The organism is Pseudoroseomonas cervicalis ATCC 49957 (assembly GCF_000164635.1).
GTDB classification, from domain to species: Bacteria; Pseudomonadota; Alphaproteobacteria; order Acetobacterales; family Acetobacteraceae; genus Pseudoroseomonas; species Pseudoroseomonas cervicalis.
Window position 1 is genome coordinate 778,975 of the sequence record NZ_GG770777.1, and the last position, 5,297, is coordinate 784,271.

Annotated in this window: 7 protein-coding genes; 6 read left to right on the forward strand and 1 reads right to left on the reverse strand. The window is 72.5% G+C overall.

Features of this window, described 5'->3' with window-relative positions; genetic code table 11:
• Positions 1 to 195 precede the first annotated feature (195 nt).
• The 6 genes from lepB to HMPREF0731_RS03385 all read left to right on the forward strand — a co-directional run bounded on the left by lepB (position 196) and on the right by HMPREF0731_RS03385 (position 4,561).
• On the forward strand, positions 196 to 945 hold the full coding sequence (gene lepB, locus HMPREF0731_RS03360) for a signal peptidase I (RefSeq protein WP_007002609.1): 750 nt from the start codon (positions 196 to 198) through the stop codon (positions 943 to 945).
• Between the two features lie 13 nt (positions 946 to 958).
• Complete coding sequence (rnc, locus tag HMPREF0731_RS03365; protein WP_007002610.1) at positions 959 to 1,663, forward strand: ribonuclease III; 705 nt, start codon at positions 959 to 961, stop codon at positions 1,661 to 1,663.
• A 9-nt stretch (positions 1,664 to 1,672) separates the two neighbouring features.
• Entirely contained in the window at positions 1,673 to 2,632 is a 960-nt protein-coding gene (gene era, locus HMPREF0731_RS03370) for a GTPase Era (RefSeq protein WP_007002611.1), read from the forward strand.
• An 84-nt stretch (positions 2,633 to 2,716) separates the two neighbouring features.
• Complete coding sequence (recO, locus tag HMPREF0731_RS03375; protein WP_007002612.1) at positions 2,717 to 3,469, forward strand: DNA repair protein RecO; 753 nt, start codon at positions 2,717 to 2,719, stop codon at positions 3,467 to 3,469.
• Complete coding sequence (locus HMPREF0731_RS03380) at positions 3,462 to 4,007, forward strand: mismatch-specific DNA-glycosylase (RefSeq protein ID WP_040611891.1); 546 nt, start codon at positions 3,462 to 3,464, stop codon at positions 4,005 to 4,007. The genes recO and HMPREF0731_RS03380 overlap by 8 nt, the downstream gene beginning before the upstream one ends.
• A complete protein-coding gene (locus HMPREF0731_RS03385) occupies positions 4,004 to 4,561 on the forward strand; it encodes a DUF1003 domain-containing protein (RefSeq protein ID WP_007002614.1) in 558 nt (185 codons plus the stop codon). Before HMPREF0731_RS03380 ends, HMPREF0731_RS03385 begins: the two co-directional genes overlap by 4 nt.
• A gap of 9 nt (positions 4,562 to 4,570) precedes the next feature.
• On the opposite strand, the gene HMPREF0731_RS03390 is transcribed toward HMPREF0731_RS03385, so the two are convergent.
• Positions 4,571 to 5,297 (reverse strand): MFS transporter (locus HMPREF0731_RS03390; RefSeq protein ID WP_157135973.1); only part of this gene is annotated, 727 nt, incomplete at its 5' end.

Here is a 5,297-nt window from a genome sequence, read left to right on the forward strand (position 1 = left end):
GCCGCCTGCGGGCTGGAGGCGCGGCGCGAGGCGGCCTGACGCGCCCGGTGCCATGCCCACGCTGCCGTGCCCCCGGCGCGGGGCCGCCCCGACCGTGCTTTCCTTGACATGAAGGGTCGCGCCGGGCTCTACCCCACCACCGGGTCGCGGCGGCTGGCGCGGCGAACCGCAGCGGAGCCTCGCGCTAAACTCCCGATGAGCAAGAAAACCGGCGGCTGGGCCGAAAGCATCAAGACCATCCTGTATGCCGGGCTGATCGCCATCGGCGTGCGCACCGTGGCCTTCGAGCCCTTCAACATCCCTTCCGGCAGCATGATCCCGACGCTGCTGGTGGGCGACTACCTGTTCGTGTCGAAATACGCCTATGGCTATTCGCGGCACTCCATGCCCTTCAGCCCCAACCTGTTCGAGGGGCGGATCTTCGGCTCGCTGCCGGCGCGCGGCGATGTCGCCGTGTTCAAGTATCCGCGCGACAACAGCACCGACTACATCAAGCGCATCATTGGCCTGCCCGGCGACCGCGTGCAGATGCGCGCCGGCCGGCTGTTCCTGAACGGCCAGGAGGTGCAGCGCGAAAGCCTCGGCCTCTACACGGTCGAGGGCGACGGGCCGCGCATGACGGTGCGCCGCTACCGCGAGACGCTGCCCGCCAGCACCAGCGGCCAGCTGGTGCGGCACGAGATCCTGGAGGCCTCGGATGACGGCCCGTATGACAACACCCAGGAATTCGTCGTGCCCCAGGGCCATGTCTTCGCGATGGGCGACAACCGCGACAACAGCCTCGACAGCCGCGAGATGAACGCGGTGGGCTTCGTGCCGGTGGAGAACCTGGTCGGCCGCGCCGAATTCCTGTTCTTCAGCAAGGATGACAGCTCGCCCTGGTGGGCGGTGTGGGACTGGCCCTTCTCCATCCGCTGGAGCCGGCTGTTCTCGGCGGTGCGGTGAGGGGCGGCAGGGCATGAGCAAACCCGGTCCCGCCGCGCCAGCCGGGGCTGGCTTCCTCGCCCGCCTCGGCCACGAGTTCCGCGACAAGGGCCTGCTGGAGCAGGCGCTGACCCACCGCTCCGCCGCCAATCCGCGGCGCGACATGCTCGATTCCAACGAGCGGCTGGAGTTCCTGGGCGACCGCGTTCTGGCGCTGGTGATGGCCGAATGGCTGTCCGAGCGTTTCCCCGCCGAGCGCGAGGGCGCGCTGGGCAAGCGGCTTTCCGTCCTCGTCGCGGCCGAGACGCTGGCCAAGGTGGGCGAGGCGATCGGCCTGCCCGCCATGCTGCGCGTCCCCCCCGCCGAGGGGCGCACCGGCCTGCGCGGCCGCGCCACCGTCATCGCCGACGCGACCGAGGCGCTGATCGGCGCGCTCTATCTCGATGCCGGGCTGGAGGTGCCGCGCCGCTTCATCCGCCGCGAATGGGCGGAGTTCGTCGCCGCCGACCCGACGCCGCCCATGTCCGCCAAGAGCCGGCTGCAGGAGCACACGCTGGGCCGCGCCGAGGGGCTGCCGGAATACCGGCAGGTCTCGGTCACCGGCCCGTCGCACCAGCCGGTCTTCGTCGTCGCCGTGCGCGCCGGCGGGCGCGAGGCGGAGGGCCAGGGCGATTCGAAACGCGCCGCCGAGCAGGCGGCCGCCGAGGCCTGGCTGGCCGGGCTCGGCGACACCAAGTGAAACTGTGACATGAGCGACGAGACCCCTCCCCCCCCTGGCCAGCCCGACGCCGCCCCGGAGCAGGATGCCGCCCTGGGCCCGACCCGCTGCGGCCTGGTGGCCGTGGTGGGCGCACCCAATGCCGGCAAATCCACCCTGGTGAACCGGCTGGCCGGCGCCAAGGTCAGCATCGTCTCGCCCAAGCCGCAGACCACCCGCTTCCGCATCCGCGCCGTGGTGATGCAGGAGCGGACGCAGATCGTGCTGACCGACACGCCGGGCATCTTCTCGCCCCGCCGGCGGCTGGACCGCGCCATGGTCGCCGCCGCCTGGGAAGGCGCGCAGGATGCCGACCTGGCGCTGCTGATCGTCGATTCCCGCGCCGGCATGACGGAGGCGGTGGAATCCATCATCTCGGTGCTGAAGCGCTCGCGCGTGCCGATCTGGCTGGTGCTGAACAAGTCGGACCTGATCGACACCAAGAAGCTGCTGCCGCTGACCGCCAGCCTGAACGAGCAGCTCTCCTTCGAGGAGACCTTCATGATCTCCGCCGAGAAGGGCGACGGGCTGGACCGGATGATGGCGGCGCTGGGCCGGCGCCTGCCGGAGGGCCCCTGGCTGTTCCCGGAGGATGAGCTGTCCGACCTGCCGGACCGCATGCTGGCGGCCGAGATCGTGCGCGAGCAGATCCTGCGCCAGACCCACCAGGAGGTGCCGCACCACACCACGGTGGAGACCGAGCAGTGGCAGGAGCGGCGCGACGGCTCGGTGCGCATCGACTGCACCATCTATGTCGGCCGTGCCACGCAGAAGGCGATCCTGATCGGCGATGGCGGTGCCAAGGTGCGCGCCATCGGCCAGCGCGCGCGCATGGAGCTGGAGAATCTGCTGGAGCGCCGCGTCCACCTGTTCCTCAACGTCAAGGAACGCCAGGGCTGGGATGAGGAGCGCGCCCGGCTGCGCGCCATCGGCCTGGATGATGCCGGCTGAGCTGTTCCCCCTGATGGCGGGTGCAGGGGACCCTGTCCCCTGCCGGGGGAGTTTGAGGGGGCAGAGCCCCCTCAATCCACGCTGATGGAATGGCAGGCCCCCGCCATCGTGCTGGAGGCCCGCCCGCATGGCGAGGGCGCGGCGGTGGTCTCCGTGCTCACCGAGGACCATGGCCGGCATGCCGGGCTGGTGCATGGCGGCGCCTCGCGCGCGCAATCCGGGCTTTGGCAGCCGGGCAACCTGGTCGAGGTGCGCTGGCGCGGCCGGCTGGCCGAGCAGCTCGGCAGCCTTTCCGGCGAGATGGTGCATCCGACCGCCGCCCTGGCGCTGGACGAGCCGCTGACCCTGGCCCTGCTGCAATCCGCCTGCGCCCTGGCCACCGACGCGCTGCCGGAGCGCGAGGCGCAGCCGCGCATCTTCTCCGGCCTGCTGGCGCTGATGGCGCAGCTCGGCCGCGGCGCGCCTGCCCTGCTCGCCGACTATATCCGCTGGGAGGCGCTGCTGCTGGAGGGGCTGGGCTATGGCCTCGATCTTTCTGTCTGCGCTGTCACCGGCGCGGCCGAGAACCTGACCCATGTCTCGCCGCGCAGCGGCCGGGCGGTCTCGGCGGAGGCCGCGGCGCCGTATCGGGACCGGCTGCTGCCGCTGCCGCTGTTCCTGCTGGGCGGCCAGGATGAGCGCGACCCGGCGGAATGGCTGAAGGGGCTGCGCCTGACCGGGCATTTCCTGGAGCGCGACGCCTTCGGCGCCCGCCACCGCGCGGTGCCCCCGGCGCGGGAGCGGCTGGTGTCGCGCATTGCCGCGTCGCTGCAGCCGGCGCCGGCCCCGCATGGCTGAGCCGCCGCCGGTGCTGCCGGACCTGCTGGCGCCAGGGCTCAGGCTGGTGTTCTGCGGCTCGGCCCCCGGCGCCGTCTCGGCGGCGCGAGGGGCCTATTACGCGCATCCCGGCAACCGCTTCTGGCGCGTGCTGCACGAGGCCGGGCTGACGCCGCGCCGCCTGGCCCCGGCCGAATACCCGCATCTGCTGCGCCTCGGCATCGGGCTGACCGACATGGCCAAGCATGCCAGCGGCAATGACGACCAGCTGCCGCCCGGCGCCTATGACCCGGAAGGCTTCGCCGCGCGCATCCGCGCCGTGCGGCCGCAGGCGCTGGCCTTCACCGCCAAGGCGCCGGCGGCGGCCTTCCTCGGCCGGCCGACCGGCGCGCTGCGCTATGGCCGGGTCGAGGGGGTGGCGGATTTCCCGCCCCTCTGGGTGCTGCCCTCCACCTCCGGCCAGGCCAGCCGCTTCTGGGATGACCGTCCCTGGCACGCCCTCGGCGCCTGGTTCCGCGCCGAAGCCCCGCCGCCGCAGCCGCCCGAAGGCCCCGCATGAGCCAGAACCCGCCCCCCGATTTCCGCCAGCTGGCGATCCGCTGGTTCGGCCAGGAATCCGACCTCTCGGAGGCCGAGCACCGCGCGTTGCGCGGCGCGCTGGAGCGCAAGCCGCTCAGCCAGGACACCAACGAGGCCTTCGCCGAGAAGCTCAGCCTCGGCGACCGCATCGCCGACCGGGTGGCGAGCTTCGGCGGCTCCTGGAGCTTCATCCTGCTCTGCATCGCGCTGCTGCTGCTGTGGACGGGCGCCAATGCCTGGCTGCTGAGCCAGCCCTTCGACCCCTACCCCTTCGTCTTCCTGAACCTGCTGCTGTCGATGATCGCCGCCCTGCAGGCGCCGATCATCATGATGAGCCAGAACCGCCAGGCGGCGAAGGACCGGCTGGTGGCGGCGCATGACTATGAGGTCAACCTGAAGGCCGAGATCGAGATCATGGCGCTGCATGAGAAGCTGGACCGCATGCGCGCCGAGCAGATGGGCGCGCTGCTGGCCCAGCAGCAGGAGCAGATCGCGCTGCTGACCCGGCTGGTGGAGCAGGCGCGGCGCGGCTGAGCCGCAGCACTACCCGGCGATGGCCCGCCGCGGCCGGCGGATCAGCCGCGGCGCCAGCGCCGCCACCGGCAGCAGCAGCAGGGCCCAGGCGGCGCCATGGCCGGCCGCGTCGGCGACCAGCCCGAACAGCAGCGGCGCCAGCGCCATGGCGATCATGCACAGCGTCGAGGCGAAGCCCACCGTGGCGGCGATGGCGCCCCTCGGCGCCAGCTCGGCGATCTGCAGCAGATAGAGCGGGAACCAGCCGATGCCGAACAGGCCGAGCAGCACCAGCAGCGCCGGCAGCGCCCAGCCCGGCGCGTCGGGCGGCAGCAGGGCATAGAGGCCGGTCACCACGACGCAGATCGCCATGACCCAGCCCAGGCAGCGCTCGCGCCGGCCGGGCCAGAGCCGGTCCACCAGCATCGGCAGCAGGGCGCGCCCCGGAATGCCCACCAGCTGCGCGATGGCGAACAGGCCGGAGGCCGCCACCAGGCCGAGGCCGAAGCGCTCCGCCATGAAGCCGATGGCGCTGGCGGTGAAGGTGAACTGGAAGGCGGACATGGCGATGCCGGCGCCAAGCACCGGCCAGAAGCCGCCATCCTGGCCGAGCCGCGCCAGCAAGGCGCGCAGCGGCAGGGCGGGGGCGGCGCCGGCGGCGGCCTGCTCGCCCTCCCGGTAGCAGGTCCAGAACAGCAGCCCGCCGGCCATGCCGATGGCGGCCTGGGCCAGCATGGCGGATCGCCAGCCGCCCGCG

Coding starts and splice junctions, on each gene's coding strand:
- HMPREF0731_RS03380 (WP_040611891.1), top strand. CDS start 3,462: ATGGCTGAGCCGCCGCCGGTGCTGCCGGACCTGCTGGCGCCAGGGCTC.
- HMPREF0731_RS03385 (WP_007002614.1), top strand. CDS start 4,004: ATGAGCCAGAACCCGCCCCCCGATTTCCGCCAGCTGGCGATCCGCTGG.
- recO (WP_007002612.1), top strand. CDS start 2,717: ATGGAATGGCAGGCCCCCGCCATCGTGCTGGAGGCCCGCCCGCATGGC.
- era (WP_007002611.1), top strand. CDS start 1,673: ATGAGCGACGAGACCCCTCCCCCCCCTGGCCAGCCCGACGCCGCCCCG.
- lepB (WP_007002609.1), top strand. CDS start 196: ATGAGCAAGAAAACCGGCGGCTGGGCCGAAAGCATCAAGACCATCCTG.
- rnc (WP_007002610.1), top strand. CDS start 959: ATGAGCAAACCCGGTCCCGCCGCGCCAGCCGGGGCTGGCTTCCTCGCC.